This window comes from Gymnodinialimonas sp. 202GB13-11 (assembly GCF_040932485.1).
Taxonomy (GTDB): Bacteria; Pseudomonadota; Alphaproteobacteria; order Rhodobacterales; family Rhodobacteraceae; genus Gymnodinialimonas; species Gymnodinialimonas hymeniacidonis.
This window is the reverse complement of sequence record NZ_JBFRBH010000001.1, coordinates 3,864,712-3,889,275: the sequence shown is the minus strand read 5'-3', so window position 1 is coordinate 3,889,275 and position 24,564 is coordinate 3,864,712. Positions and strand designations below refer to the sequence as shown.

Here is a 24,564-nt window from a genome sequence, read left to right as displayed (position 1 = left end):
GCAAAAAAAGTTTGGAAATGTGCGGAAAAATAGTGTGGGAGATAGTTTAGAGAGTGAGGAGAAAGGGGGTAAAGCCTTGTTTATCTTCATCTTCTTCAATGGCGCGAAGGCCAAGTTGCGCCTGTCGATTTTTATGCTTTTCTGCAGCGGGTCCTGTTTCAAATAGAAGGTCGACGCCCCCAAGGGGGGTAAGCGAGAAGCTTGGCTGAACGGTCGGGGCGAGGCTTTGTTCGGATTGTGCGATGTATTTCGCGACGGCATCGCGGACGGAAATGCTGCTGGTTTTGACCATGATGGCTTGGGCGGCAGACGGAAAATGGCCGCCCCCTGCGGCGCGGTAGGAATTTGTGACGATCAGCATCTCATCCGCAGGGCCAACGGCGCGGCCATCTTCAAAGCGCAAGTTGCGAATGCGAGAGGCGGCTTCGTCGACGTGATGGCCTTCGGGATCGGTTTGCGGCGGTTGTGACACGTCGATCTGGTAGGTCAGCCCGGTGATGCGATCGAAATTGTAGGGCGCGAAGCTGTGGTTGATCAGCTTTTGCGGTTCGGTCGCCGTTGGGTCGATCTGGTTGTAGATCGAGCCGCTGCGTTCCAGCCACTGAAGCAGGCCGGCCCCGTTGATCCGCAGAACGCAGAGCGAATTGGGATAAATATAGAGGTCCGCTGCATGGCGCAGTTTCAGATCGCCCGCCGGGATGTCGGTGTAGTTTTCGGGCCCTGCCCGCCCCCCGGCGCGGAAGGGCGCGGCGGCGGACAGGATGGGCAGGTCGCTCAATTCCGGGTGTGCCGCGATCAGGGGTAGTGCGGCGGCGCGTTGCGCATCGGCAATCACTTGCGTCGCGGCGCAGGGGGCGATTGTGGAAAACAGCGTCTCAAGCGGCACGGCGGAATGGCCGAGCGGCCTGTCGACATGGGTGCGCGTGATGCGATGGGCTTCGTCGACTTGGCTGCGCACATCAGGGAGATCGCTGAGCAGGTGGGTCGACTGCGGGTCTTGGTCTTGGACACGGGCCGGTAATGACGGCGTGGCGGATTGGGCGGGCTTCACGGACCATCGGTTTTCATCGCGCGCCGGTTCGAGGATGAGATCTATGAGTCCCAGATGCGACCCGTATGCGCCGGGTTGCACCAGAGGTGCCCGCCCTGCTTCGCCGGGATGCGAAAACAGATCGTGTGTGTGGCCTGCGAAAACGGCATCAACCCCCGGCAGAGCGGCGATTTGAGAGGCGGTGTTTTCGGCTCCAGCGGCGGCGTCTTTCTGGCCAAGTCCGCTATGGGCGAGAACAACAACCACGTCCGCGCCCTCGTCGCGCAGAGCCGCAACCTGCGTCGCGGCGGCCATGGTCATATCGGAGAAACGTAGCTTTCCGTCGACGCTTGGCTTTGACCAGGCAGCCACTTGGGGTGGAACCACGCCAGTGATGCCGACTTGCAGCTCATGCTCCCGTCCCGAGCCGTCTGTTACCCGCCGTTTGAGCAGGGTCCGTTCCGGCAGGAAGGGGCTGCCATCGGGTTGGTGGACATTTGCAAGTGTCAACTGGAAGCGGGCGGCTGACAACGACATTTGCAGGTAATCCAGACCGAAATCGAAATCGTGATTGCCCAGTGTGGCCGCGTCAAACCCAAGGCCGTTCATCGCCACGATCATGGGGTTCGGATCGCCGTTTGGCAGGACCTCGGCAAAGGTGGCGTCGGCCAGTGGCGTTCCCTGCAGCGTATCGCCGTTGTCGAACAGCAGCGTGTTGGGCGCGTTTTTGCGGGCCGCACGGATCAGATCGGCCAGCTGCGCCAGACCAACGCCCGATGTGGGGGTGTCGGTGAAATAGTCGAACGGCAACAGATGCGCATGCAAATCCGTTGTGGCCAGAAGGCGCAAATGCACCTGATCTGGCCCAGCAGAAATCTTTGAAACCATTGTTGCCCCGATTAGGGTCATGTTCTTGGGCCCCAGCCGTCTTTTTTTTTCACCGTAGCTGCAAGGCCGAGCTATCAGAGAGCCTTCGTTGCACTTCACAGCGGTTTTTCCATAGCCAAGCTGTGGTGTTGCCCTCGGGCCATAGAGATGGCACCTGACGTCCGGGGAAGGGTGACTATGAAATACTCAGAAGACGTGACCTTCGGGACCTCGGGCTTGGACCGCGCTGCCGAATTGCGCGGGAAAGCAGATCATCTAGATGCGGCGCTGGACGCCGATGCAATGGTACTGCCGCTGTGGCGCGGCAAGCCGATGGTCGAAGGCGACCCAAAGGATGGCGATGTGAAACTCGCTGTTCGGGCAGCGGACGCTGCCGTATTCGGACGTGCAAGTGAACCTCCCATTCTCTTGGGCTACGACGAAGATGGGAAACGCCTGCTGTTCGCGCGAGATGTGTCAGCCTGGACGCCTGTCGATGTTGACGAAGAAGGTGTGAACGCCTTTCTCGACCCGAGCGTGCAAATGCACCCTTCCGAAAAGGAGGCCGGGTTCCGCGAATTGCGTGGCCTGATGACCCACCTATCCCGGCGCGAGGCTGAACTGGCCGCGACGGCGCGCGCCATCCTGACATGGCATGCGACCCACCAATATTGCGCGAAGTGCGGAGAGAAGAGTGCTTTGGCCATGGCCGGTTGGCAGCGCGATTGCGGAAAGTGCGGCGGGCATCATTTCCCGCGCACCGATCCGGTGGTGATCATGCTGATCACGCATGGCGACTCGGTTCTGGTGGGCCGCTCGCCCGGCTGGCCCGAGGGGATGTATTCCCTGTTGGCGGGATTTGTGGAACCCGGCGAGACCATTGAGGCCGCCGTCCGACGTGAAGTGCGAGAGGAGGCAGGGGTTCAGGTTGGACGTGTCGATTACCTGTCCAGCCAGCCCTGGCCCTTTCCGGCCTCCTTGATGTTCGGGTGCCGTGGGGAGGCGACGTCTACCAAGATCGAAATCGATCCCGAAGAAATCGAAGACGCCAAGTGGGTCACGAAATCGCAAATGGTTGAAGTCTGGGCTGGAAATGACCCAACGATGCTTCCGGCCCGGAAAGGCGCGATTGCGCATTTTCTGTTGCAACACTGGTTGGCCGATACGCTGGATTGACCTGACCTTTACCTTGACGCCCTACCCCTGCCCCCGGCAAACGGAAAGCGGGGGCTGAGCAGGAGCAACGCGGGTTATGAAATTCAAGGTTTCCGAAGATGTGGACGCACCTGCGGCCATTACATGGGCCCGGTTCACGGATTTCAGTGGTATCGAGGCCGAAGCCAAGGGGCGCGGCGCCGATTTGACGCGCGTCGGCAATTGGGCCGAAGCCGCACCGGGTTGCGGCTGGCGCGGATCTGTCACCGTGCGTGGCCGAGTGCGGCCTGTGACCTCGGAAATCAGCGCCATGGACGCGCCGGAGCGGTGCGAGATCCAGACCACTGTCGGCGGCATGCAAGCGGTCTACGAGATGACGTTTCTGGAATTGCGCCCGGATATGACGCGGGTGCAGGTCGTGCTGGATATGTCGGCCAACACACTCTCGGCCCGGTTGGCCCTTCAGACGCTGAAACTGGCGCGGGGCCGCGTGATGCAACGCTTGCAGGGGCTATTGGCGCGGCAGGGCAATCTGGCAGAAGACGATTACCGCCGCGCGCAAGGGTAGAGTTTAAGTAACGCCACCGCCGCGCAGGGTGAAGGCGAGGATCAGCATCAACATCGCGGCAATCCACGACGCGGCGACGCGAACCGTTATGCGCATCCATTCGGCTGGCACTTTCTCCAACGCCAATCGCGCAATACCTGCGGCGAGCGCCACGGCGGCGTTTGCACCAAAGAGCAGGCCGAGGTGGATGAGAACCGGAAGTTCGAAGAAACGGTGCCCTTCCAGCCCGAGCGCGAGGGTCAGCGTGCCTAGGGTGGCTGCGAAGATCAGCGACAGAGGCCGGTTGGGCTGTGGGAGGAGGGCTGCGAGCGCACCTACGATGATGCCAGCGCTCATCATTACGGGCAGGATCCATTCGCCGACCAGTGGGGCGACCGCGATGCCTGCAATCTGCCCCGCGAGGAAGTAGGGCCAGGCGGCGACCATGCCCTCGCTCTGCCACAGGGTCAGGAAGAGCCCGAGCGCCAGCAGCGGCAGGAAGACCGCCGGGTAGGTGGCGATCACCCCTGCCCCTTCCACAAACTGAGCGTAAAGGTCCGCGCCGGATTCAAACGAATGGGCCGCCGCGCTGGTGGGCGCGGCGGCGAACGCCAAGGGCAGAAGGTAGCGGTGTTTCACGGGTGCGTCGTGGGGTTCAAGTCAGGCGAGGCCGAACAGGAACGCGGCACCGACAAGCGCAATCGCGCCGCCGATGCCCCGCGCCGCCCAAGTCCCGACCGAGCTTTTGGTCAGGAAGCCGAGCGCAATGCCGACAACGTGCAGAAGGCCGGTGCCGATCACGAAGCCCACTGCGTAGCCATAGGCGCTGAACTGTTCGGGCAACTCACCGCCATGGGCATGGCCGTGGAAGATCGCGAATACGCCGACAATCACGGCGGCGACCCAAATTGGGGCCTTCACAGCAAACGCGATTAAGAGGCCAAGGATCACGCCGGACAGTGCGATGCCGGTTTCAACCGCAGGGATTGGCACGCCCATAACGCCCAGCGCGCCACCAAAGGCCATGACGAGCGGGAATACGACCGGAAGGATCCAGATTGCCGGGCGACCGAGGAAGGCGCCCCAGAGGCCGACGGCGACCATGGCAACGACGTGGTCCCACCCCAGGATCGGGTGCCAGAAGCCGGAGGCGAAGCCTGTATTGATTCCCTCGCCGACATGCGCCGAGGCGGCTGTTGCAAGAAGCAGAAGGGGCAGGGTTGCAAGGCACGTGTGAAGGTGGGTCCGGGTCATGGTGGCGCGTCCTGAAATGAGTGTTGTAGGGAAAGTTAATGGAAGGCCGGATGGCGTCAACTCGATAGATCGTAGGTGACTGTCATGGCGGACGCAAAAAAGGGGCCGGGCGTGCGATCTGCCCTGCGCACGGCCCGGCCCCTTGGTGGGTCATGGGCGGAGTGATGCCCCTTTGCCACCGCCGCCCCACCCAGTTTAGTGGCGCGGATCGAAGCTGCGGGTAATCGCGCTTCGATGGTTGCGGGCGCGGCAACCCCTTCACTTGCCGCCGCTCCCGTCGTGATGTGGTGGTACACAGGGCAACGGGCGCGCGAAGGGGGAAACCTTGCAGGTTGGTGTCAGATGTGCGGTGTCAGAGGGTCTGACGCTACGTCACGGCTGCGGGGTTCCCGCTTTGCGCGCACCGCGCTGCAGGCCAAGTTGGCGTTCGCGCCAGATGATCGCGATGCCTGCTGTGACGATTAGGGCCGCGCCGAGCAGCATTGTTGTGGTCGGGGTCTCGGCGAAGATGAAGTAGCCGACGCCAATGGCTAGCAGCATGGACGTGTATTCGAACGGCGCGATAAGCGAGGCATCGGCGAAGCGGTAGGAGGAGGTGAGCAAAATCTGCCCTACCCCGCCCGCAAGACCTGCGCCGATCAGCAACGCCCATTGTGCAGGCGTTGGCCAGACCCAGCCCCAGGGGATCGTCAGCAGGCTGAGGGCCGAAGCGGTGACAGAGAACCAGAAGACGATGGCGGCGGTGCGTTCGGTCTGCACGAGTTTGCGGACGAAGACCTGTGCTAGCGCCGCGCAGACCGCGCCCATCAAGACAAGGACCGCACCAAGAGCCTCGCCCGTGTCCGCAGTGGTCGGGTCGAGGTTCAGGCGCGGGCTGAGGACGATCAGAACACCCCCCATCCCCAAGGCGACCATTGAAAGTCGGAACAGGCGGACCTGTTCGTTGAGGAACATGGCGGCGAAGACGACCACGAGGATCGGGGCCGCGTAGCCGATGGCGGTGACCTCAGGCAGCGGCAGGAGACCGAGGCCCGCAAAGCCAAGGCCCATCGCGGACGTTCCGACCAGGCCGCGCCAGACATGACCCATAGGATTATTTGTCTCCAACCCATGGGCGAGATCGTGCTGGATCATCAACCAGGCGAGGATCACGGGGATCGCGAAGAAGGAGCGGAAGAAGACGGCCTGCCCGGGTGGGATCGCGTCGGCGGAGGCCTTGATGAGCGAGGCCATGGAGACGAAGACGCAGACAGAGGCGACTTTCAGCGCGATGCCGCGCAGGGGCTGTTGGGTGGTGGGCATGGGTCTTGGCTACGCCTGCGTGCCGAGGGCGACAAGGGGTTGCGCCGACTGCGTCGTCGCCGGGTGCAATTTTCCAAAGGAAAATTGGGGGGCGCTGCCCCCGGAATATTTGCGGCACAAGGAAGACAGGCGGGTCAGAGGAGGCTGTGGGCCTGCCAGATGTCGGCCATGTAGCCTTGGATGGTTCGGTCCGAGGAGAAATGTCCGCTGCCCGCGATGTTGCGGAGCGTGAGGCGGGTCCAGTGGTCGGGGTCCTGGTAGGCGGCATCGACCTGGGCCTGGGCGGCGCAGTAGCTGTCGAAATCGGAAGCGACGAGGAAGGGGTCGTGGTTCCAGGTGACATCGACGATATGGGCGTAGCGGCCGGTGTCGGTCGGGCTAAACCGGCCCTCGACGATGGCCTGCAGCACGTCTTGCAGGGGCTGGCTGGCGAGAATGGCGGCGCGCGCATGGTCTTGGGTGGCGGCGCAGGCCTGAGCCTGGGCCACATCCATGCCGAAGAGGAAGAAATTCTCGGCCCCGACCTGTTCACGGATCTCGACATTGGCACCATCGAGCGTGCCGATGGTGAGCGCGCCGTTGAGGGTGAACTTCATGTTGCCGGTGCCCGAGGCCTCTTTCCCGGCGGTGGAGATCTGTTCGGACAGATCAGCGGCAGGGATCAGACGCTCGGCCATGGAGACGTTGTAATTGGCTGGATAGAGCACCTTGAGCAGATGGCCCGTGACCGGATCGGCGTTGATCACGCGGGCCACGTCGTTGATCAGGCGGATGACATCCTTGGCAAAGGCATAGCCGGGCGCGGCCTTGCCGCCGAAGATTTTCACGCGGGGCGTCCAGCCCGCATCGGGGTTTTCGCGGATGGCCTGCCAGCGCGCAATCGTCTCTAACAGGTTCATCAACTGGCGCTTGTATTCGTGCATCCGCTTGATCTGCACATCGAACATGGCGTCGGGGTCGATGGCGATGCCAAGCTGATCCGCGGCCCAATTCGACAGCGCCACCTTGTTGGTGCGTTTGGCCGCGGCGATGGCGTCGCGGACTCTGGCGTCATCCTCGTGCGCGCGCAAATCGGCGAGGCGGGAGAGGTCGTTTTCCCAGCCCGTGCCGAGTGTGTCGGTCAGGACGCGGGACAGCGCAGGGTTGGCCATGCGCAGCCAGCGGCGCGGGGTGACGCCGTTGGTCTGGTTGAGGATGCGACCGGGATAGGCGGCATCGAGGCCTGCGAAGACCGTCTCACGCATCAGATCCGTATGCAGCGCGGAGACACCGTTGACATGGGAGGCCATCACGAAGGCCAGTGTGCCCATATGGACCTGATCGTGGTGGACGATACCCAGATGGCCCTCGCAGCCGGTGGCGGCGCGGTGGTCCGCATCGAGGCGTTCGATGATCTGCATGTGGCGCGGCAGGACGTTGCCCATGAGCCAAGTGGACCAGGCCTCCAACGCTTCGGGCAGGAGGGTGTGGTTGGTGTAGTTCAGGCAGCCCTGCGCCAGCGTCTTCGCGCGGGTCCAGTCGAGGCCGTGGACGTCCGTCAGCAGGCGGATCAGTTCCGGGCCCGCCAGCGCCGGATGCGTGTCGTTCATCTGGATCGCGACCTTCTGGGGCAGAAGGGCGAAATCGTCATATTCCGAGAGGAACCGGCGCAGGATGTCTTGCAGGGCGGCGGAGGTCAGGAAGAACTCCTGCTTCAGGCGCAGGGCCTTGCCGCTGTCGGTGTTGTCATCGGGGTAGAGGACGCGGGACAGGGTGCGGGCGAGCGCCTCGGGGGCTGCGGCGGCGGTGTGATCGCCTGCGTTGAACCGGTCGAGGTCGAAAAGCTCGGTCGGATGCGCACCCCAGAGGCGCAGGGTGTTGGCCCATTTGCCCTGCCAACCGACGACGGGCATGTCGTAGGCGCGGGCATAGACGGTTTCAGCCGCATGCCAGACGGGGCGGCCATCCAGCGTTTCGACATGGCCCGCAAAGGGGATTTCGTACCGGGCCTCGGCGCGTTCAAATTCCCACGGGTGTGGTTGGTTGAGCCAATCCTCGGGCAATTCGACCTGCCGCCCGCCTTCGAATTTCTGCCGGAAGAGGCCGTGCTCATAGCGGATGCCGTAGCCATAGGCGGGGCAGGCAAGTGTTGAGAGGCTTTCGAGGAAGCAGGCGGCGAGGCGGCCCAAACCGCCATTGCCCAGCGCCGCGTCGGGTTCATCGGCGATGAGTGCGTCAAGATCGATGCCTTCGTCTTTGAGGACATCGCGGATCGTCGCGCGCAGGCCGAGATTGACCATCGCATCTTCGATGATGCGGCCGATGAGGAATTCCATCGACAGGTAATAAACGCGCTTTCCCTGCGCCTCATAGGTGCGGCGGGTGGCGGCGAACCACGGCTCGATCAGCAGATCGCGGATGGCGTAGCTGGTGGCCATGCGCCAATCGGTCAGGCTGGCGTGAGGGCGGTCCTTGCCGAGCGTATAGGTGAGGTGTTGCAGGATGCGGGCGCGCATGGCGTCGGCGGAAAGGTCTTGATGCGCGGTCATGGCGGCTTGGATCCTGCGAGGGTTCGGGATGCGCGGGGGGTGCCACAGTTTTGCGGAGGGGGGAAGGGGCGGTTTGAGCGATGCGCGTTTGGGAAGTTCGCCCGGCCCAAAGGCCAGGCAAGAGAGCATCTGCCGTTTAGGTGATGACGTCCGGCGCGTCCCGCTCGGTCATGGCCTTCAGGTCCGACACGGCGAGGGCCGCGTCGATCACGGGGGCCAGCGCCTCTGCCGGGTCGAGGGCCAGTTTGGCGGGGTCGATTTCCAGCTGTTCGAGGTAGACGCGGATCGTGGCGCCCTGCGTGCCGGTGCCCGACAGGCGGAAGACGGCGCGGGCGCCGTTGGTGAAGGTGATCCGCAGGCCCTGCCCCTCGGACCGGGAGGCGTCGACGGGATCGTCATAGGCGAATTCATCAGCGGTCTCGATGGTGAGGGAGGCGGCCCCGGTGCCGGGCAGTGCGGGCAGTTTGGCACGCAGGGCATCGATCATGGCGTTTACCTTGTCGCTGTCCACATCCTCATAATCGTGGCGGGTGTAGTAGCAGCGTCCGTGGGTCGCCCAGAGATCTGCGAGGAGGTCGGCGACGGATTTGCCGGTCTCGGCCAGAATATTCAGCCAGAGGAGCACGGCCCAAAGTCCGTCTTTTTCGCGCACATGGTCGGAACCGGTGCCAGCGCTTTCCTCCCCGCAGAGCGTGACCTTGCCTGCATCGAGGAGGTTGCCGAAGAACTTCCAGCCCGTGGGCGTCTCATAGCAGGCTATGCCAAGCGCGTCGGCCACGCGGTCGACAGCGCGAGAAGTCGGCATGGAGCGGGCCACACCGGCGAGGCCCTTAGCATAAGCGGGCGCGAGATGGGCCTGCGCGGTGAGAAGCGCGAGACTGTCGGAGGGGGTGACGTAAGCACCTTTGCCCACGATCATGTTGCGGTCGCCATCGCCGTCGGAGGCCGCGCCGAAATCGGGGGCGTCGGGGCCGTACATCTCATCCATCAGGGGCTTGGCCCAGATCGGGTTCGGGTCGGGGTGGCCCTTGCCGAAATCGGGGCTGGGGATGCCGTTGACCACCGTGCCCTTGGCCGCGCCGAGGCGGTCTTCGAGGATGGCCTTCGCGTAGGGGCCGGTGACGGCATGCATGGCGTCGAAGCGCATGGTGAAGCCGTTTGCGAAGAGCGCGGCAATCTTGTCGAAGTCGAAGAGGCTTTCCATTAGGGCGGCGTAGTCCTCTACCGGATCGGCGATTTCGACCTGCATTCCCTGGTGGCTGCGCTCTCCGAGTGTGTCTATGTCGATGCCGCCGGAGGCTGTGATCTTGTAGGCGTCGATGCTGAGCGTGCGGGCATAGATGCGGGCGGTCACGGCCTCGGAGGCGGGGCCGCCGTTGGGGCCGTTATACTTCAGTCCGAAATCGGCGTCGGGGCCGCCGGGATTGTGGCTGGCCGAGAGGATCAACCCGCCATCGGCCTTGCGCTGTCGGATCAGGTTGGAGGCGGCGGGCGTCGATAGGATACCGCCCTGCCCGACGATACATTTCGAGGCCCCGTTGGCGGCGGCCATGCGCAGGATGATCTGGATCGCGTCATCGTTGAAATAGCGCCCATCGCCGCCCACGACGAGGGTGCTGCCCGCCACGCCGCCGATGCCGTCGAAAATGGATTGGACGTAATTCTCAAGATAATGCGGGCGTTGGAACACCTTGGTCTTCTTGCGCAGGCCAGAGGTGCCGGGTTTCTGACCTTCGATGGGTTCGGTCCGGGCGGTTTGCATTGGCATTGGTGATCCTCCCTCAGGTCACGGTCTCATGCGAGAATACCACGACTGCGTTTTCCGCGACGTGGAAGCCGGGCGCGACGGCGATGGCGTCCTCCTGGCTGGTATCGAAACGGCGTATCCAGGCCCCGCCATCGGGCAGCGCTGGCGGCGTGATGTCTATGGCCGCACCACGGTTGAGCACGACGAGAAGCGCGCCTTCACGCTGCACGTATTCCGGTGAGCCGGAGGCCATGCGCATTTCCGCGACCAGCGTGTTGAGGTCAGGATTGTCCCAATCCTCTTGCCGCATGGGGTCGCCATCGGCGCGGCGCCAGAAGAGATCAGGCTCACCATCCACTACACGGGTGCGGGAATGCAGGAAGCGTCGTTGGCGCAGGAGCGGGTGCATCCGACGGAAAGAGATGGCCTGCTCGACGAAGGTGAAGAACGGGTCTTCGGCCTCGGGCCAGGTGACCCAGCCGATCTCATTATCCTGGCAATAGGCGTTGTTATTGCCGCCCTGGCTGTTGGAGAGTTCATCTCCGGCCAGAAGCATCGGCGTGCCCTGGCTGAGCATCAGCGTGGCGATCAGGTTGCGTTTGCGGCGGATGCGGGCGGCTCGGATCGCCGGGTCATCCGTTGGCCCCTCGGCCCCCATGGCATCGGAATAGTTGTTCGAATGGCCGTCGTTGTTGTTCTCGCCATTGGCGGCGTTTTGCTTGGCCGAGTAGCTGACGGTGTCGTGCAGCGTGAAGCCGTCATGGGCCGTCAGAAAGTTGAGCGAAGAAGTGGCGGCGCGGCCATCATGGTCGAAGAATTCGGCGGAGCCAGAGAGGCGCGCGGCAATGGAAGAAACCTTTCCCGCATCGCCCCGCCAGAACGCGCGCGTGTCGTCGCGGAACTTGTCGTTCCATTCCGCAAAAGGCGCGGGATAGGCTCCGAGTTGGTAGCCACCCGGGCCGATGTCCCAAGGCTCAGCGATCAGCTTCACGCGGTTGAGGACCGGGTCTTGCCCGATGGCACGGAAGAACGGGCCATCGCGTTCAAAGCCGCGTGCGGTGCGGCCAAGCGACGAACAAAGGTCAAAGCGGAACCCGTCGACGCCCATCACCTTCACCCAATAGCGCAGGCTGTCCATGACGAGCCGGATGACAAAGGGGTTCTCGAAGTCGAGCGAGTTTCCACAGCCGCTATCGTCGATGTAGTAACGCGGGTCGGGGGCGAGGCGGTAATAGCTGGCGTTGTCGAGGCCGCGGAACATGAGGGTCGGGCCAAGCTGACTGCCTTCGGCGGTGTGGTTGTAGACGACGTCGAGGATAACCTCGATCCCTGCGCCATGGAAACGGCGGACCATCTCTTGAAACTCGGCAATGTCGTCGCCGCCCATGTAGCGCGGGTCGGGGGCGAAAAAGCCGTAAGTCATGTAGCCCCAGTAATTCGTGAGGCCGCGGTCGAGCAGGAATTTTTCGTTCAGGAAGGCGTGGACGGGCAGAAGTTCAATCGCCGTGACGCCAAGCCGGTTGAGATGATCGAGGATCGGGTCGGCGGACATGGCGAGGTACGTGCCGGGATTGGCGATGTCGCGGCGACCGGCGGTGAGGCCCTTTACATGTGCCTCGTAGATCACCGTGTTTTCCATCGGGGTGACGGGGCGGTCGTCCTTGTAGGTGGGCAGGTCAGTTACGACGCCACGCGGCATATACGGGCCGCTATCCAGCTTGGAGAAGCTGAGGTCCTTGTCGGCGTGGCCCGCCGCATAGCCATAGAGCGCCTCGTTCCACTTTGGGTGGCCAGTCAGGCGCTTGGCGTAGGGGTCGATCAGCAGCTTGTGGGGGTTGAAGCGATGGCCTTCTGCGGGGGCGTAGGGGCCATCCATGCGGTAGCCATATTGCTGGCCGGTTTGCAGACCGGGCAGGTAGCCGTGCCAGACATGCCCTTCGCGTTCCGGCAGTGCGATATTCTCGATTTCCCTGCCAGCTTCATCGAAGAGGCACAGCACAACCTTGGTGGCGTGGCGCGAGAAGATGGCGAAGTTGATGCCATCTTCATCGGGAGTGGCCCCAAGCGGCGTCGGGCGGCCGGGCTGGATGGGACCGTGGTGGAGGCTCATGCGGTGAGGTCGGCGTAGATGGCGTGGTAGGCGGCGGCAGATGTGTCCCAGCCGACGGCCTGCTTCATCGCGTTGCGTTGCATCTTTTTCCACGTCGGTTGGTCGGCGTAGAGCGTGCAGAGGGTGGCGAAGGCATCGGAGAGGGCCTGCGCGTTGATCGGGTGGAATTGGATGCCAGTGGCCACGCCCGCGGAAAGGGCGGCGGGGGACGCGTTGATTATGGTATCAGCGAGGCCGCCGGTCAGGGCCACAAGGGGGAGCGTGCCGTAGCGCAGGCCGTAGAGTTGGGTGAGGCCGCAGGGTTCAAACCGCGACGGCACGAGGATGGCATCGCCGCCCGCGATCATTTGGTGCGAGAGTGGTTCGTCATAGCCAATCTTCACGGCGAGATTTGGGTGGTGGTCGGCGGCTTCAAGAAGGGCGACCTCAAGCGCCGGGTCGCCGGAGCCGAGGAGGGCCAGCTGGCCGCCATTGTCCAGCAGGGTCGGCAGGGCGTGCAGCAGGAGGTCGATGCCCTTCTGCTCCGTCAAGCGTGAGACGAGGACGCAGAGGGGCCCATCGGATTTCACGAGGCCAAAGGTCTTTTGCAGGGCGCGTTTGTTGGCGGCCTTCCCGGCGGGTGCTTTGTAGGGGGCGATGTTGGGGTCTGTCTCAGGGTCCCAGACCCCGGTGTCGATGCCGTTGACGATGCCGGTGAGGTCCGAGCTTCGGGCGCGCAGGATCCCGTCCATGCCGATGCCGAATTCGGGCGTGAGCAGTTCGCGCGCGTAGGTTTGGGAGACTGTGGTGATGCGGTCGGCGGCGGCGATGGCGGCCTTGAGGGCAGAGATATGGCCCCAGAACTCGAAATGATCGGTGGTGAACCGGTCCGGATCAAGGCGCAGCGCGTTCAGGCGATCCGCGCCGGTGTTGCCGTGGAAGGCGATGTTGTGGATCGTGAAGACAAAGGGGGTCTGCACGTCCTGGCCGTGCAGGTATTCCGGCGTCAGGCCTGCCTGCCAATCGTGGCCATGGACCACGTCCGGGGTCCAGCCCCCTGCCCCATCCTTCGCGATCAGCGCGGCCACGTAGCAGAGTGCTGCAAAGCGTTCGGGGTTGTCAGGCCAATCCTGCCCGCCCGCATCGCAGTAGATGCCGCCGTCGCGGTCATAAAGATGCGGGGCGTCCACGATAAGCAGATCGAGGCCGTGGGCCGTTGCTGCACGCAAGGTGGCTCTGCCGCCGAATAGGTCGCGGTAGGTGTCGACCACCGTTGTCTTGCCCAGCTTGCCCATAATCGCGCGGTAGCCGGGCAGCAGCACCCGCATATGGTCGCCATGCGCGGCCAGTGCGCCGGGCAAAGCGCCCGCCACATCGGCCAAGCCACCCGTCTTGATCAGGGGCGCGCATTCGGAGACGACCGATAGGATTTGCGTCATAGGGCGGCGGCTCGTTTATTGAGCATCTCTTGCGTGATCAGTGTGGTGCCGCGATCGGTCACGCGGAACCATTCCGCGTCTTCGGTCGGATCTTCGCCGACCACAAGGCCCTCGGGGATCACGACGCCTTTGTCGATGACCACCTGACGGAGCCGGGCCGAGCGGTGGACCACAACCTCTGGCAGCAGGACGGCATTGTCGAGCACGGCGTAGGAGTTGGTATGGACGTTGGAGAACAGCACGGAATTGCGCACCTCCGTCCCCGAGATGATGCAGCCGCCGGATACCATGGACGAGATCGCCATGCCGCGCCGGTCGCGTTCGTCGTGGATGAATTTTGCGGGTGGCGTGGCCTCATTATACGTCCAGACCGGCCAGTTGCGATCCCATAGGTCCAGCTCGGGCGTGAAGTTGGTCAGGTCGATATGGGCCTGCCAGAAGGCATCAACGGTGCCGACGTCTTTCCAGTAGGCCGGTGCGCCGTCTTCCCGGACGCAGCTTTCGTCGAAGCGATGCGCCATAGCCTTGCCGTTGGCGACGATGTCGGGGATCAGGTCGTTGCCGAAATCGTTGGAGCTGTCGGGGTTTTCGGCGTCGCGGATGAGAAGATCGCGCAGGAACTTCCAGTCGAACACGTAGATTCCCATGGACGCGAGCGCCTTTTCCGGATCGTCGGGCGTGCCGGGTGGGTCGGCGGGCTTTTCGAGGAAACTGGTGATCTGGCCACTTTTGTCGGTGGCCATGACGCCGAAGGCCGTTGCCTCCATCCGGGGCACGGTCAGGCATCCCACAGTCACGTCGGCTTTGTTTTCGACATGCTGGCGGAGCATGATCTCGTAATCCATCTTGTAGATGTGATCGCCCGCAAGGATGACGACGTAATCCACGCCATAGCTGTCGACGATGTCGATATTCTGGGTCACAGCGTCAGCGGTGCCCTTGTACCAGCTTTCGTTGTTGCCACGCTGCGAGGCGGGCAGCACGTCGATGAATTCGTTGCGCTCGGCCCCGAAGAAGTTCCAGCCGCGTTGCACGTGACGGATCAGCGAGTGCGCCTTGTATTGCGTGGCCACGGCCATCTTGCGGATGCCGGAATTCATCGCGTTCGACAGGGCAAAGTCGATGATCCGGGCCTTGCCGCCGAAGGGGACGGCGGGTTTCACGCGGCGGTCGGTGAGTTCTTTCAGGCGACTGCCGCGCCCCCCCGCCAGCACAAAAACCATGGATCTCTGTGTCAGTCGCTTTGTCAGTGCCATGTCCTATCCCTCCCGCGTTTGTTCATTGCGTGTCGCGCAGTTTGAGCACGATCACTGAAAGTGGGGGCAAGGTGAGCGTCACGGAGTGATCCTGCCCGTCGTACGGCGTGTCACTGGCCTCGCATCCCCCCAGATTGCCCCTGTTGCCGCCACCGTAGTGTCCAGCGTCGGTGTTGAGCGCTTCCTCCCAGAAGCCCGCGTTGGGCACGCCAACGCGGAAACCCAACCGCTCAACCGGCGTAAAGTTGCATGCGATCACGGCGGGCGCATCGTCTGACCCGCTTTTGCGCAGGTAGGCCATCGTGGATTGCGAAGGATCGTTGGAGAGCCACGCGAAGCCGTCAGCCTCGCAATCCTTCACATGGAGCGCGGGCGTTTCACGGTAGAGCGTATTGAGATCGCGGATCAGGCTTTGGATGCCTTTATGTTCCGGCGCCTCGGCCGCGCCCCAGTTCAGCTCGGCGTCGTGGTTCCATTCCTCGGGCTGCGCGAATTCACAGCCCATGAAGAGCAGCTTCTTGCCCGGCTGGGTCCACATATAGGCATAGTAGGCGCGGAGGTTGGCGAATTTCTCCCACTCCGTCCCGGGCATTTTGGCGAGCATGGAGCCTTTGCCGTGCACGACCTCATCATGGCTGATCGGCAGGATGAAATTCTCGGTGAAGGCCCAGTCGATCGGGAAGGTCATCAGGTGATGATCGTGCTGGCGGTAGATGGGGTCCTTTTCCATGTACCGCAGCGTGTCGTTCATCCAGCCCATGTTCCACTTGTAGCCGAACCCAAGGCCGCCGGTGTGAACCGGCTGCGAGACCTGTGGGAAGGAGGTGCTTTCCTCCGCCACCGTCATCACGGAGGGATCGGCCCCGTAGACCTCTGTGTTCATTTGCTGGAGGAAAGCTATCGCTTCGTAGTTCTCGCGCCCGCCATCCTTGTTGGGAATCCACTCCCCCTCGGCCCGGGAATAATCGCGGTAGAGCATGGAGGCGACCGCATCCACGCGCAGGCCGTCGAGGTGATATTCCTCCATCCAATAGAGCGCATTGGCGGTGAGGAAATTTCGCACCTCTGTCCGGCCATAATTGTAGATCAGGGTGTTCCAATCCTGATGGAAGCCTTCGCGCGGGTCGGCATGTTCGTAGAGGTGCGTGCCGTCGAATTGGGCAAGGCCGTGAGCGTCGGTTGGGAAGTGGCCGGGCACCCAATCGAGCAGGACGCCAATGCCTTTGGCATGGGCCGCATCGACCAGATCGCGGAATTCGTGGGGGGGGCCGAAACGAATGGTCGGCGCGTAGAGGCCCACGGGCTGATAGCCCCAGGAGCCGTCGAAGGGGAATTCGGAGATCGGCAACAGCTCGATATGGGTGAAGCCCATGAAGGCCACGTAGTCGATCAGATCGCGGGCGAGTTCGCGGTAACTGAGCGGGCGGCCGCCATCGTCGTACCGCCTGCGCCAGGACCCGAGATGGACCTCGTAGATAGAGATCGGGCTCGCGCGGTCATTCGCCGTCGCGCGGGTTGCCATCCAATCCGCATCGCGCCAGCCATAGCCGGATATGTCGCGCACGATGGAGGCCTGGTCGGGCGGATGCTGTGCACCGAAACCAACAGGGTCGGCTTTGTGCCGCGTGCCGCCATCGGCCCCGATCAGTTCGTATTTGTAGAGCGCGCCGTCTGTGACATCGGGAACAAAGACCTCCCACACACCGGTTTGGCCAGCGGCTTGCATCGGGTGGGCGCTGCCATCCCAATGATTGAAATCGCCGACAACACTGACCGATAGGGCGTTGGGCGCCCAGACCGCGAAATGGGTGCCATCTGGATGGGTATGCGCACCAAGCACACGCCAGAGCTGTTTGTGAGTGCCTTCCCCGATCAGGTACTTGTCGAGATCTGTCAGGACCGGAGCCTGAGCCTGCGGTCGCTTGGGATCTGGGTCACTGTCGGGCATCTCACCTCAATCTGGGTCGGGCTCATTTGCGGGTGCAAAAGGTTGCATGCGGCGTGGGGAAGGTCAAATTTCGTCCGCCACGCGCGCATCTTGCGATTCGGCGTCGGTGCGATTATCTGCGGGGGTGAGAGGTTGGCGCGGGCAAGCACTTCGCCAACCTGGTCAGGTCCGGAAGGAAGCAGCCATAACGATTCCTGCTTGGGTCGTTGTCCAGCCTCTCACCCAAGCGTCTTGCGAAGCAAGGCGCGTCGGGCCGAAAGCGTTATGCGCAGCAGAGCGCGCAGGCCCACCAACCCAAAGCCGGAGGTCCCATGCCGATTGCATCCCCCCTCCGGGCCCGCGTCTGACCCTCAGACCGCGCCCGATGAATTGACCGCGCTGCCACGTGCTGCGCCCTTTGTCATGACATTTCGGGACATTCCACAATGACCACCCCAACCCTTGCTGCGCTTGGCTGGAGCCAGCGCCATATCTCTCAACTTACCGATGCCGATGCGGGCCTTGCGCCAGCGCGGATCAACAGCGTCTCGCGCAGCCGCATCACCGCTTTGACAGACGGCGGCCCGCTGACCCTTCTAACGCCCCCTGACCAGACGACCGGCGATTATGCGACCGGTGATTGGGTTCTGGCCGACGCGAAGAGCGGGCAGATCGTGCGCCTGCTGGAGCGCGACACGCTGCTGAGCCGGCGGGCGGCGGGCTCGGGCCTTGAGACGCAACTCATCGCGGCCAATGTCGACACGCTTGCCATCGTGACCTCGTGCAATGCCGATTTCAACATGGCCCGGTTGGAGCGCTACCTTGCGCTGGCCGCGACGGCGGGGTGCTTGCCGTTGATCGTGCTGACGAAATCGGACCTGACCGACGAGGCGCGAGATTTTGAGCGGCGGGCGGAGGCGCTTTCGCCGCTGGCCTCTGCCATCGCGCTGAACGCCAAGGACGACGACGCGGCGGAGCGGTTGAAGCCCTGGGCCAAGGCCGGGCAAACGCTGGCGCTGGTGGGCTCATCCGGTGTGGGCAAAACCACTTTGGCCAATGCGCTGACCGGCGCGGAGGAGGCCACGGCGGGCATCCGCGAAGACGATGCGAAGGGGCGGCACACGACGACGTCGCGCGGGCTGTCGCCGACGATCTTTGGCGGTTGGCTGATCGACACGCCGGGCATGCGGGCCCTGCGCCTACATGATGCGGCGGAGGGGATCGGCGCGGTCTTTGCCGATATCGAAGCGTTGGCCGAGCAGTGCAGGTTTCGCGATTGCCAGCACGAGAGCGAGCCGGGCTGCGCGGTGCAGGCAGCGATTGCGGCCGGGGACCTCGACGCAGATCGGCTGCGCCGGTTTGGCAAGCTGGTCCGCGAAGAAGAGATCAACCAAGAGGCCCCGCATGAACGCCGCGCCCGAGAGAAGGGCTTTCACCGCATGGTCAAGACGGTGATGGCCGAACAGAAGGGCAAAAAGGGCAAGTGGTAGCGGGTCAGCTGAACATCACAATAAGCCATGCGAGACCGAAGACGATGAAGACGCCCGGCATGCTCTACCACCCCGGCACACGCGCCAGGTAGCGGAGTATGGTGCCTTGGGGCAAGCCACTGGACAGCCACCACAGGATGGTCGCCAGCAGGGCTGCGATCCATTGCCAGCCCAAGAAGGCGATAAAGGTTCCGAGGCCAGTGACGATGACATTGGGCGGTGGTTCATCCAGCCACGCCACGATGGATGTGACCATGAGGGCGACCCAGGCCAGCAGACCGATCAAAACTAGGGCCTTGCGCACAGGACTGGTGTCCTTGCCGAGTTCCACTGGATCGGGACGATGATCGGTCATGGGGGTCTAGGCGGCCTTTGATCCGGGGACGGCGCGGATGGTTTCCCGCGCCGTCGGTTTGGCGCTCATCCTGTCGGAGGACAAGTCAGACTGGCCCGCCTTCGACAACCTGACCGGGATGGGCCTCTGCCCAATCCTTGAGGAAGGCCGCAATCTCGGGATCGCCTGCACGCTCCGGCGCGGCGCGGGGCAAGGCCACGCCTTCCTCGAGCGCAAGGCGCAGGCAGGCGATGTAATCGCGCCCCTGCCGTGCCGGATTATTCTCGGCCCCGTGCAGGATGGTCGAGAAGAGCGTGCCGCCATAGCCATTGATATGACCCAGATCGGGTTTCTGGTGCAGGAGATATGCCATGACCTCTGGCAGCCCTTCCCACCCGGCGACTTGCAGCGGGGTCAGGCCTTCGCTGTCGGGCCGATCAGTTTCCACACCAATCGCCACAAGACGCTGCACGTGCGGCAGTTTGCCGGGCAGGTGCAGGATCTGGCGAATGATATTGCGGCACCCTTCGGGCAGGTTGTCGGGGTTGATGAAAGCGCCGTCCGGCACGTCGCCGTCCGCAGCTTGTGCCAGCAGCGCCTCCTCAGGCGAGAGCGGGGTTGCATGGCCGCGGTCTCTCAAAAGGTCGGCCAAAGCCGCGTTTCCAAACACGCGGGCATAGGCGTAAGGCGTCATGCCCTCGTAGGCGCGCTTCGGGTCCGCCCCATGGTCGAGCAAGAGTTTTACCATTTCGGGTGGGCTCATGCGGCGCGCGGCCTGGTGGAGCGCGGGGACGACCCATGGTGTCTCACCGCCCACTTCGGCGTCGTTGAAATCATCGGGCTTGGCGCCGGCTTCCAGCAACAGGCGAACGGCCTCCACATCATGGAAATCCATTGCCCGCAACAGCGCATTGGTGCCGGACGGGTCCGCCCCATGGGCCAACAGAAGGCGAAGGCCGCCATGGTGGCCAAGCTCCGTCGCATGGTAGAGGCTTTCGCCGTCATTGGGATCGGCACCGTGATCGAGTAACCATTCCGAGAGCGCCATGTTATTGGCATGGCCGAGCGCAAAGTAGAGCGTTGAGAGTTTGTGGGCCGGATCTGACTCATAGGGCGTGCCGTAATTGGGATCGGCCCCCTTACTCAGCAGCAGATCGGCAATCGCCAGCATGTCGGCCTCGCGATCGGGAAACAGGTGGATCGCCTTGGATTGCGCCATCATGCATAGGGGCGGGTTCACCGGCGCAGGCTTAGTGGCAGCTGATGGGCTGGCAGCCAGAATGCGGGCGACCTCATCTTTCAGGTAAAGCCTGCAGGCCAATCCGATATTACCGTTTGGTAGGTCAGGGTCATCGGCGAGAAGCTGGCGCACCACGAAATCCTGCCCATTGGCCAGCGCAATACCCAAACGTTGCTGGCGCGCAGCGCGGTCCATGCCGTGGGTTTCGGCGGCAAGTTTGAGATGGGGCCAGGACGCAAAGCCTTGCTCGCGCGCAACGACGTGCAGAAAGTCCGCGTGTTTCAGCGGCGCGCCGTCAGGCCTTGGATGGTGGTTTTGAATGCGCAAAAAAGCGCCCCGATCTTCGCCGTGGTACGCCTTCTTGAGAGCCGTGGCATCACGGCGCAGCTGGTCGATTGATCGTATGGTCATCGGGTTCCCTCACATCTGCCCAACGATCCGCTAAGGAGGGCTTGAGAGACACCGAGTATGTGTCTGTCGCGTGCTCTGGAGGGTGTCGGTTCCAACTTTCCGCGGATCTGGAGGCCGCCCTGTCGACCATGAGGCTATCTAGCGCAGGGTCACTTTGGTTTCAAGTGAAAGGGCTTGATCATTCGCCTCTCGGTGTCTGGCACGCTATGTTCAATAGAATGGCAGATCGTAATAACATGGCGAAAGACCGCACGAATTGGGCGCAGGATCGGACGATTCTGGCGAATGAGCGGACTTTTGCATCATGGATGGGTACGGGCATGGCCGCCATTGGGGTTGCGATTGGCCTGAAGGCCGTCTTTGGTGCATTCGAGCCGACATGGGCGGCAAAAGCAGTGGCGAGCGTTTTTCTTCTGGCCGCCATTTTGACCTTTTGGTCCGCGCGCAGGCAGGCGTTAAAGACGTTTCACCGCCTGAAGGATACCGATGCTGAGGCGCAGCCATCACGCTCCTATACGGCGTTGGCCGCGATCCTTACATTTGCAACGCTGTGCACCGGTGCGATCCTTTGGTCGTTGTGACCAACAGAACGGCCTCGCCTTATTCGCCGTATCCTTTGTATTCGCCGAAATAGTCGCGCTGGATGCGTTTGACCATGCAGTAAGGGTGATCTTCGTAACGCCATGCCCTATCGCTGCTGTTGGGGGCGCCGGGGCCGTAATTGTTCTCATTGTGGAAAGTGAAATAGCCATCGTGTAGTGAGACGAATTTACCGACGGCAACGTAGTTGTCCTCGAAGGTCAGCATGACAGAGCGCCGCTCCCCTTTCTTGAGGTTGTTCATCCAGGCGCTGGCGTCGCGCACCATTTCCTCACGATCTTCGCATTTTCCGCAGCAAGACATAGCGACCTCCATCTGGTGTCTGGTCTGAGTGAAGCGCATTCGCGGCAACCACGCAATCCGGTGGACGCTGCGGGCCCGGGGGCTTAGCTTGTGCGAGGACCCCAAAACCGCGAGTCTCCATGAGCGCTGAAGACAAAGCCACCTATCAGGTTCTTGCCCGGAAATACCGCCCGGCCACTTTTGCCGATCTGATCGGGCAGGAGGCGATGGTACGCACCCTGAAGAATGCGTTCGAGGCGGATCGGATCGCGCAGGCCTTCATGCTGACGGGGATCCGCGGGACCGGGAAAACGACGACGGCACGGATTATCGCCAAGGGGCTGAATTGTATCGGCCCGGATGGCAATGGCGGGCCGACCGCGGACCCCTGCGGTGTGTGCGAGAATTGCGTGGGCATTGCCGAAGGCCGGCATGTAGACGTGATGGAGATGGACGCGGCGTCGAACACCGGCGTGCAGAACATCCGCGACGCGATCATCGAAACGGTGAGTTACCGGGCCGCGACCGCGCGTTACAAGATCTTCATCATCGACGAAGTTCACATGCTGTCGACGAGCGCCTTCAATGCGCTTTTGAAGACGCTGGAAGAACCGCCCGCCCATGTGAAGTTCCTGTTCGCCACCACCGAAATTCGCAAGGTTCCCGTGACGGTCCTATCGCGGTGCCAGCGCTTTGACCTGCGCCGGATCGAGCCGGAGGTGATGATCGCCCATCTGCAAAAGGTCGCGGGGTTGGAAAGCGCCGAGATCGCCGAGGATGCGCTGGCGCTGATCACGCGGGCCGCCGAAGGGTCTGTCCGCGATGCGATGAGCCTGCTGGATCAGGCGATTGCCCATGGCGCGGGGGAGACCACCGCCGATCAGGTGCGCGCGATGCTGGGCCTGGCCGACCGGGGCCGGGTGATGGACCTGTTCGAGGCGATCATGGCGGGCGATGCCGCCAAGGCGCTGGACGAGTTAGGCGGGCAATATGCCGACGGGGCCGATCCGGTGGCCGTGCTGCGCGATCTGGCGGAGATCACGCATTGGCTTTCGGTGATTTCGATCACGGCGGAGGCGGCGGATGATCCGACGATCTCGCCGGATGAACGCTCGCGGGGTCTGACGCTGGCCGAGAAGTTACCGATGCGGGTGCTGACGCGGATGTGGCAGATGCTGCTGAAGGCGCTGGAAGAGGTGGCGATTGCGCCCAATGCGATGATGGCGGCTGAGATGGCGGTGATCCGCCTGACCCATGTGGCTGAACTGCCGACTCCCGGCGATCTGGTGAAGAAGCTGGGGCAGATGGAGCGCCCGAGCGGCGGCGCGCCTGCCGGTGGTGGCGGTGGCGGTGGCCCAGCGCTCGGGCCCGGACCGCAGGCGCGTGTTACGGGAACGGCGCCGGTGGGTGGCGGCGGGCCGCAAGCGGCTTTGGCCCCGCAGGCTGGGCCGGATTTGAGCTTGTATCCCACCTTCGAGAGCGTCGTGGCGCTGGTCGAACAATCGCGTGACATCAAGCTGTTGATCGAGGTGAAGACGGGCTTGCGGCTGGTCAGCTATGCGCCGGGACGGTTGGAGGTGCAGACCACCGAGCGCGCGCCAAAAGACCTGATCCCGCGCCTGGGCCGCACACTTCAGACCGCGACCGGGGCCCGTTGGGGCATCACCGTCGCGTCAGAGGGCGGCGGGCCGACGATTGAGGAACAAGAGCAGGCAAAGCGCCATGAGCTTGAGGCGGAGGTCACTGCGCATCCGTTGATGCAGGCGGTACTGTCGCGGTTTCCAAACGCCAAGATTGCCGAAATACGCTCTCACGCTGAGATAGAGGCTGAGGCCGCCGTCGAAGCCCTGGAAGAGGCAGAGGATTGGGACCCGTTTGAGGATGAGTGAGCCCGCGCACTAACGCGCGAGCTCAACACCAAATTTGCATGCGTGCGTGGCCCGTTGGCGTTTAGGGCTGAGGCCAAGCATCAGGTGCGATCGAACCCAAAACGACGATCTGCCCATCTACAACCTGTAACACGTAGGCAACCCCTTGCGGTTCCGGGTAGATGCCTGCGACAGCCTCAAAAGGATCATCGTGGCCGACGATGACGCGATTGGCCCCATCGGCCAAGGGGGCAGCGATCAATGGCTCGACCCGCGTGCGCATCGCCTCAAACTGTGCGTCGGTATAGTCCTCCGCTGGTTCAAAGTTGAGTGCGGCGTTCTCCGAATAGGTCCCAAAGGCAAGGCTCGCTGTCTGCCAAGCGCGGCAGTATTGACTGGCGATTACGTCGCCTACAGGGATTGCGTGTGCGTCGAACATAGCCCCAATGTGCTGCGCCTGTTGCCAGCCTGTGCGGCTGAGAACACGCTGAGTGGCGCAATTCAGTGGATCGGCCGTAACCTGATCGGCGTAGTCCGCCTCGGTCTGGGCATGGCGAATGTAGACGACATGGCCGCCCTCTTGGAGTGCTGCGATCAGATCGTCGGCAGCGGCGTCTTGCGCGAGCGCGGGCAATGTCGCCAAGAGCGGCAGGAGGGGAGAGAGCGTGAAGGCAATACGAAACGTCATCGGTTCGGACCTTTTCATAGGAGAGGTTTTCCGGGTGCCGATACGGTGCCTTGGACGCTGGCCCGCATTTCAGACAGTTTTTGTCAAGAATGCGCCGCCTTGCCGCCTCGCCTTGCGCGGCGTATCTGTGGCTCAAACGTATTCCATCTGGAGAGCAGGACGATGATGAAGGGTTTGGGCGGTCTTGGCGACATGGCCAAGATGATGAAGCAAGCACAGGAATTGCAGGGCAAGATGGCCCAGATGCAGGAAGACCTTGCCACAATGACAGTGCAAGGCGAGAGCGGCGCGGGCCTTGTGACAGCTACGGCAACCGCGAAGGGCGAGTTGACCGCGTTGGACATTGATCCGTCGATCTTCAATGAAGACGACAAGGAAGTGGTCGAGGACCTGATCCTGGCCGCGATCAAAGATGCGCAATCCAAAGCGCAGGACAAGCACAATGAGGAAATGGGACGGCTCACCGAAGAAATGGGTCTTCCCGCCGGCGTGAAGATGCCGTTCTGAACC

The 24,564-nt window shown here is 62.9% G+C and carries 21 protein-coding genes and 1 other RNA gene; 7 read left to right on the top strand and 15 right to left on the bottom strand.

The window, feature by feature from the left end; translation table 11 throughout:
- Positions 1-46: 46 nt before the first annotated feature.
- Positions 47-1,939: a bifunctional 2',3'-cyclic-nucleotide 2'-phosphodiesterase/3'-nucleotidase gene (locus tag V8J81_RS19915; RefSeq protein WP_368477485.1), complete on the bottom strand. Its 1,893-nt coding sequence runs from the start codon at positions 1,937-1,939 to the stop codon at positions 47-49.
- Positions 1,940-2,095: 156 nt separating this feature from the next.
- Between V8J81_RS19915 and nudC the strand changes: the two genes are divergently transcribed.
- Both nudC and V8J81_RS19905 read left to right on the top strand, forming a co-directional pair.
- On the top strand, positions 2,096-3,073 hold the full coding sequence (nudC, locus tag V8J81_RS19910; RefSeq protein ID WP_368477484.1) for an NAD(+) diphosphatase: 978 nt from the start codon (positions 2,096-2,098) through the stop codon (positions 3,071-3,073).
- Between the two features lie 76 nt (positions 3,074-3,149).
- A complete protein-coding gene (locus V8J81_RS19905) occupies positions 3,150-3,620 on the top strand; it encodes an SRPBCC family protein (protein WP_368477483.1) in 471 nt (156 codons plus the stop codon).
- Positions 3,621-3,623: 3 nt separating this feature from the next.
- On the opposite strand, the gene V8J81_RS19900 is transcribed toward V8J81_RS19905, so the two are convergent.
- From V8J81_RS19900 to glgB, 10 genes are all read right to left on the bottom strand, one after another.
- Complete coding sequence (locus tag V8J81_RS19900; RefSeq protein WP_368477482.1) at positions 3,624-4,238, bottom strand: hypothetical protein; 615 nt, start codon at positions 4,236-4,238, stop codon at positions 3,624-3,626.
- Positions 4,239-4,259: 21 nt separating this feature from the next.
- Positions 4,260-4,853, bottom strand: a complete 594-nt coding sequence (locus V8J81_RS19895) for a HupE/UreJ family protein (RefSeq protein WP_368477481.1) — start codon at positions 4,851-4,853, stop codon at positions 4,260-4,262.
- Positions 4,854-4,909: 56 nt separating this feature from the next.
- Positions 4,910-5,149: a hypothetical protein gene (locus V8J81_RS19890; protein WP_368477480.1), complete on the bottom strand. Its 240-nt coding sequence runs from the start codon at positions 5,147-5,149 to the stop codon at positions 4,910-4,912.
- 76 nt (positions 5,150-5,225) lie between these two features.
- Complete coding sequence (locus V8J81_RS19885) at positions 5,226-6,155, bottom strand: DMT family transporter (protein ID WP_368477479.1); 930 nt, start codon at positions 6,153-6,155, stop codon at positions 5,226-5,228.
- Positions 6,156-6,289: 134 nt separating this feature from the next.
- A complete protein-coding gene (locus V8J81_RS19880) occupies positions 6,290-8,683 on the bottom strand; it encodes a glycogen/starch/alpha-glucan phosphorylase (protein WP_368477478.1) in 2,394 nt (797 codons plus the stop codon).
- A 136-nt stretch (positions 8,684-8,819) separates the two neighbouring features.
- Entirely contained in the window at positions 8,820-10,451 is a 1,632-nt protein-coding gene (locus tag V8J81_RS19875; protein ID WP_368477477.1) for an alpha-D-glucose phosphate-specific phosphoglucomutase, read from the bottom strand.
- A gap of 13 nt (positions 10,452-10,464) precedes the next feature.
- Complete coding sequence (gene glgX / locus V8J81_RS19870) at positions 10,465-12,540, bottom strand: glycogen debranching protein GlgX (protein WP_368477476.1); 2,076 nt, start codon at positions 12,538-12,540, stop codon at positions 10,465-10,467.
- Complete coding sequence (gene glgA, locus V8J81_RS19865) at positions 12,537-13,958, bottom strand: glycogen synthase GlgA (protein WP_368477475.1); 1,422 nt, start codon at positions 13,956-13,958, stop codon at positions 12,537-12,539. The genes glgX and glgA overlap by 4 nt, the downstream gene beginning before the upstream one ends.
- Positions 13,955-15,214 carry a glucose-1-phosphate adenylyltransferase gene (gene glgC / locus V8J81_RS19860; protein ID WP_368477474.1) on the bottom strand — a complete coding sequence of 420 codons (1,260 nt, stop codon included), beginning with the start codon at positions 15,212-15,214 and terminating at the stop codon, positions 13,955-13,957. Before glgC ends, glgA begins: the two co-directional genes overlap by 4 nt.
- Positions 15,215-15,236: 22 nt before the next feature.
- A complete protein-coding gene (gene glgB / locus V8J81_RS19855; RefSeq protein WP_368477473.1) occupies positions 15,237-17,162 on the bottom strand; it encodes a 1,4-alpha-glucan branching protein GlgB in 1,926 nt (641 codons plus the stop codon).
- Between the two features lie 126 nt (positions 17,163-17,288).
- Between glgB and ffs the strand changes: the two genes are divergently transcribed.
- Both ffs and rsgA read left to right on the top strand, forming a co-directional pair.
- Positions 17,289-17,385, top strand: an RNA gene (gene ffs / locus V8J81_RS19850) — signal recognition particle sRNA small type.
- A 202-nt stretch (positions 17,386-17,587) separates the two neighbouring features.
- Positions 17,588-18,631 carry a ribosome small subunit-dependent GTPase A gene (gene rsgA, locus V8J81_RS19845; protein WP_368477472.1) on the top strand — a complete coding sequence of 348 codons (1,044 nt, stop codon included), beginning with the start codon at positions 17,588-17,590 and terminating at the stop codon, positions 18,629-18,631.
- Positions 18,632-18,695: 64 nt separating this feature from the next.
- Here rsgA and V8J81_RS19840 read toward each other — a convergent pair whose 3' ends face one another.
- Together V8J81_RS19840 and V8J81_RS19835 are read right to left on the bottom strand one after the other, a co-directional pair.
- On the bottom strand, positions 18,696-18,986 hold the full coding sequence (locus tag V8J81_RS19840; RefSeq protein ID WP_368477471.1) for a hypothetical protein: 291 nt from the start codon (positions 18,984-18,986) through the stop codon (positions 18,696-18,698).
- Positions 18,987-19,071: 85 nt separating this feature from the next.
- Complete coding sequence (locus tag V8J81_RS19835; protein WP_368477470.1) at positions 19,072-20,616, bottom strand: ankyrin repeat domain-containing protein; 1,545 nt, start codon at positions 20,614-20,616, stop codon at positions 19,072-19,074.
- Positions 20,617-20,834: 218 nt separating this feature from the next.
- On the opposite strand from V8J81_RS19835, the gene V8J81_RS19830 reads away from it, so the two are divergent.
- On the top strand, positions 20,835-21,197 hold the full coding sequence (locus V8J81_RS19830) for a YidH family protein (protein WP_368477469.1): 363 nt from the start codon (positions 20,835-20,837) through the stop codon (positions 21,195-21,197).
- A 19-nt stretch (positions 21,198-21,216) separates the two neighbouring features.
- Here V8J81_RS19830 and V8J81_RS19825 read toward each other — a convergent pair whose 3' ends face one another.
- Positions 21,217-21,531: a hypothetical protein gene (locus tag V8J81_RS19825; protein ID WP_368477468.1), complete on the bottom strand. Its 315-nt coding sequence runs from the start codon at positions 21,529-21,531 to the stop codon at positions 21,217-21,219.
- Between the two features lie 107 nt (positions 21,532-21,638).
- Here V8J81_RS19825 and V8J81_RS19820 point away from each other — a divergent pair, with 107 nt between their 5' ends.
- Entirely contained in the window at positions 21,639-23,387 is a 1,749-nt protein-coding gene (locus tag V8J81_RS19820; RefSeq protein WP_368477467.1) for a DNA polymerase III subunit gamma/tau, read from the top strand.
- Positions 23,388-23,448: 61 nt separating this feature from the next.
- On the opposite strand, the gene V8J81_RS19815 is transcribed toward V8J81_RS19820, so the two are convergent.
- The gene (locus V8J81_RS19815) at positions 23,449-24,054 is read right to left on the bottom strand and encodes a histidine phosphatase family protein (protein ID WP_368477466.1); all 606 of its coding nucleotides are present in this window, start codon (positions 24,052-24,054) and stop codon (positions 23,449-23,451) included.
- A gap of 162 nt (positions 24,055-24,216) precedes the next feature.
- Here V8J81_RS19815 and V8J81_RS19810 point away from each other — a divergent pair, with 162 nt between their 5' ends.
- Entirely contained in the window at positions 24,217-24,561 is a 345-nt protein-coding gene (locus V8J81_RS19810) for a YbaB/EbfC family nucleoid-associated protein (RefSeq protein WP_368477465.1), read from the top strand.
- Positions 24,562-24,564 lie beyond the last annotated feature (3 nt).